This is a genomic window from Micromonospora sp. 4G55, from assembly GCF_016803375.1.
In genome coordinates, this window is record NZ_JAEVHN010000636.1 from 1 (window position 1) to 3493 (window position 3493).

Below are 3493 nucleotides of genomic sequence, written 5' to 3' on the forward strand. Positions count from 1 at the left end.
TCACCGTCCGGGTGCCCGGCACCGACCGGGTGCTCAACCACATCGAGTGGGCCGGCGACCCGGAGCCGCTGACCTGGCAGCCGGTCCGTACCCAGTGGGTCAGCTTCGGCGCGGGCGTCGCGCCCGGGCCGCACGGGGTGCTCGGCTTCACCGTCCGGGTGCCCGGCACCGACCGGGTGCTCAACCACATCGAGTGGGCCGGCGACCCGGAGCCGCTGACCTGGCAGCCGGTCCGTACCCAGTGGGAGCGGGCCCGGGCGGCCGGTGTCGCGGTGACCGTGGTCAGCCGCCCCGAGTTCGCCGGCAGCGGGGCTGACCCTGGCCGCCAACCGGGGGCGGCGACTACCGGGGCGCGCCGGGGTGGACGCCCTGGCGGCGACGATGCTCGCCGCGCTCGCCGCCGGCCCCGGGCCGACCCTGGTCTCCGGCTACCACCCCGACCTGGACCGGCACGGTCACCTCACCGGCGTCGACTCCGCGCCCTGGCGGATCGCCGCCGCCGAGGTCGACGCGCTGCTCGCCCGGCTCGTCGACGGGCTGCCGCCGGACGCCGCGCTGCTGGTCACCGCCGACCACGGGCAGCTCGACGTGCCCGCCGCGCACCGCTTCGACCTGGACACCGACTCCCGGCTGCGGGCCGGGGTACGGGTCGTCGCCGGGGAGCCGCGGGTGCGCTACCTGCACGTCGAGCCGGGCGCCGTCGACGACGTGGTGGCCGCCTGGTCGGCGGTGCTCGGCCCGGCCGCCGGGTGGAGACCCGGGCGGAGGCGGTGGCCGCCGGGCGGTTCGGCCCGGTGCCGGAGGGGCACCTGCACCGCGTCGGCGACGTCGTGGTGACCTGCCACGGCACGTACGCCGTGCTGGCCAGCCGCTCCGAGCCGCCGATGGTGTCCCGGCTGGTGGCGTACCACGGGGCGGACACGGCGGCCGAGCTGACCATTCCGCTGCTGGTGGTGCGGGGCTGACCGGTCGGGCTGTCGTACCGGCGGGCTAACCTGCGGGAATGGGTCGGAGCCAGTCGTTGCCGCGCGGCGGTGACCCGCGCTTCGGGCCGGACGCCGACGACTCCGGCAGCCCGATCCTGCACGTCGACATGGACGCCTTCTTCGCCTCGGTGGAGGTGCGTCGCCGCCCCGAGCTGCGCGGCCGGCCCGTGGTGGTCGGTGGCGTCGGGCCGCGCGGCGTGGTCAGCTCCGCCAGCTACGAGGCCCGGCGGTACGGCGTCCGCAGCGCCATGCCCACCATGCGCGCCCGGGCGCTCTGCCCGCACGCGGTCTACCTCCCGCCCGACTTCGCGCAGTACACGGCCGCCTCCCGGGCGGTCATGCAGATCTTCCGGGACGTCACCCCGCTGGTCGAGCCGCTCTCCCTGGACGAGGCGTTCCTCGACGTGGCCGGCGCGCGGCGGCTGTTCGGGCCGCCGGCCGAGATCGCCCGCCGGATCCGCGAACGGGTGGCGGCCGAGCAGGAGCTGACCTGTTCCGTCGGGGTGGCCCCGACCAAGTTCGTGGCCAAGCTCGGCTCCACCCGGGCCAAGCCGGACGGCCTGCTCGTGGTGCCGGCCGACCGGGTGCTGGAGTTCCTGCACCCGCTGCCGGTCGGCGCGCTCTGGGGGGTGGGGGAGCGCTCCGCCGAGACGCTGCGCCGGCTGGGCCTGAACACCATCGGCGACCTGGCCGAGGCGCCGTACGGCATGCTCCGCAAGGCGGTCGGCGAGGCGTCCGCCAGCCACCTGCACGAGTTGGCCTCGGGGCGCGACCCGCGCACGGTCAGCCCCGAGCACGTGGAGAAGTCGATCGGCGCCGAGGTGACCTTCGACGCCGACGTCGCCGACCCGGTGGAGATCCGCCGGGCCCTGCTCGCCCTCAGCGACAAGGTCGGCGCCCGGCTGCGCCGGGCCGGGCAGGTCGGCCGGACGGTCTCGCTCAAGGTGCGGCTGGCCGACTTCCGCACGGTCAACCGGTCCCGCACCCTCGGCGTGTCCACCGACGTGGCCCGGGAGATCTTCGACACCGCCTGGGCGCTCTACACCGTTCTCGACCCCACCGAGCGCGTCCGCCTGGTCGGCGTCCGGGTGGAGGGGCTGGCCGGGGTGACGGAGACGCCACAGCAGCTGACCCTCGGCGCGCCCGAGCGCGGCTGGCGGGAGGCGGAAGCTGCCGCCGACGCCGCGGCTGCCCGTTTCGGGCGGTCCGTCATAGGTCCGGCCAGTCTGCTCGGCAAGCGTGATACCCGTAGAGGCGAAAATCCGACCCGGCCGTAGGTCGTCCCGCTTTCCGACGCGCGAGCCCCCTCGTAGACTTGACGGCAAGCAGCCGGTTGGCTGCCACGGTCTGTCGGCCCGACCGGGCCGACCAACGTGACCGGGGAGGAGTGCCGTGCCGCTCTCGGAGCACGAGCAGCGGCTGTTCGAGCAGATCGAGCGGTCGCTTGCCGAGGACCCCAAATTCGCCTCGGCCGTGCGCGCCAGCGACCCGCGTTTCCACGCGCGGCGTCGCCTGCTCGTCGCTGCCGGCGTGGTCGTCGTCGGCCTGGCCCTGTTGGTCTACGGCGCGGTGATCAAGACTCCGCCGCTGGCAGTGGCGGGCTTCGTCGTCATGCTGGCCGCGCTGGGCTACGCGGTGCAGTCGCATCGCCGGTCGCAGTCACCCGACCTGCACGTGGTGGGTGGCACAACGACGAGTCGCCGTCGTCAGCGCGGACGCGCGGGTGGTCGACGGCCGTCGCTGTTGGACCGCATGGAGGACCGGTGGCGGCAGCGTCCGGAGGGACATCGCTGAACGCTCACCGCCCCTGAGGCGGGTGGGCGTCGCCACGACGGTGGGTGTCGGACCCGATCCGGCCACCTCCGTCGTTTCCGCACGTCCGGCCCCGACCCGAGCCCCGGCCCCGATCCGAGCCCCGGCCCCGGCCCGGCCCGATGAGGTTGCCGGAGGCGATCCACTGTCGTCGGTCGTGATTGACTCGGTGTCGGCGACATGCCGGGGTCCGGAGGCGCGGAATGCCGCCAGGTCGACGACATGGCGCGGCGCCGCGGACGGAATGTCCAGCGGCCGAGGTTGACGGCGCGGCATCACCGGGCACGCCGAGGTGTCCGCACGCACTTTCCGAGAAAGCGTGGCTATTCGGCGAAGAATAGCCGCGCTTTCTCTGAAGGTGCCCGAGCACGGGGCGGCCCCGGGCACGTGGCCGGGTGGGGGCCGGGTTAGGCCCGGCGGGCGGAGCGGTTGGCGAGCAGCCGGCGCGGGTTCCAGCGCAGCAACCGTGAGCGGGTCCGTCCGCCGCTGGCCACCAGCCGGGAGGACGAGTCCGCCACCGCCAGCCGCCAGCGCAGCAGCACCGACGGCGGCAGCACGGCCGCCAGGAAGCGGGTGCGCCGGTCCGACCGGGGCGGCGATGGCGCCCCCGGACCGTCGTCAACGCCGGGTGCAACGGCTCGCCGGTGAGCGGGTCGCGGGCGTAACGGGCCCGCTCCTCCGCCGGCCGAGCAGCC

General features: G+C 75.4%; 3 protein-coding genes and 2 pseudogenes. 3 read left to right on the forward strand and 2 right to left on the reverse strand.

The features are described 5' to 3' along the window. A partial coding sequence (locus JNW89_RS31430; protein ID WP_238451832.1) for a hypothetical protein occupies nucleotides 1–184 on the reverse strand: 184 nt, incomplete at its 3' end. Here JNW89_RS31430 and JNW89_RS31435 point away from each other — a divergent pair. From JNW89_RS31435 to JNW89_RS31445, 3 genes and pseudogenes are all read left to right on the forward strand, one after another. After that, nucleotides 105–965 (forward strand): annotated as a pseudogene (locus JNW89_RS31435) (alkaline phosphatase family protein); the annotation flags it as partial. The gene JNW89_RS31430 and the pseudogene JNW89_RS31435 overlap by 80 nt on opposite strands. 38 nt (nucleotides 966–1003) lie before the next feature. Continuing rightward, on the forward strand, nucleotides 1004–2263 hold the full coding sequence (locus JNW89_RS31440) for a DNA polymerase IV (protein WP_238451614.1): 1260 nt from the start codon (nucleotides 1004–1006) through the stop codon (nucleotides 2261–2263). A 115-nt stretch (nucleotides 2264–2378) separates the two neighbouring features. Next, a complete protein-coding gene (locus JNW89_RS31445) occupies nucleotides 2379–2780 on the forward strand; it encodes a DUF3040 domain-containing protein (RefSeq protein ID WP_238451615.1) in 402 nt (133 codons plus the stop codon). Nucleotides 2781–3205: 425 nt separating this feature from the next. Here the strand turns inward: JNW89_RS31445 and JNW89_RS31450 are convergent. Further along, nucleotides 3206–3493, reverse strand: a pseudogene (locus JNW89_RS31450) (transglutaminase domain-containing protein); the annotation flags it as partial.

What these genes read in the sequence shown, in the direction of transcription:
- JNW89_RS31440 (WP_238451614.1), top strand. Translation starts at nt 1,004, where the DNA reads ATGGGTCGGAGCCAGTCGTTGCCGCGCGGCGGTGACCCGCGCTTCGGG.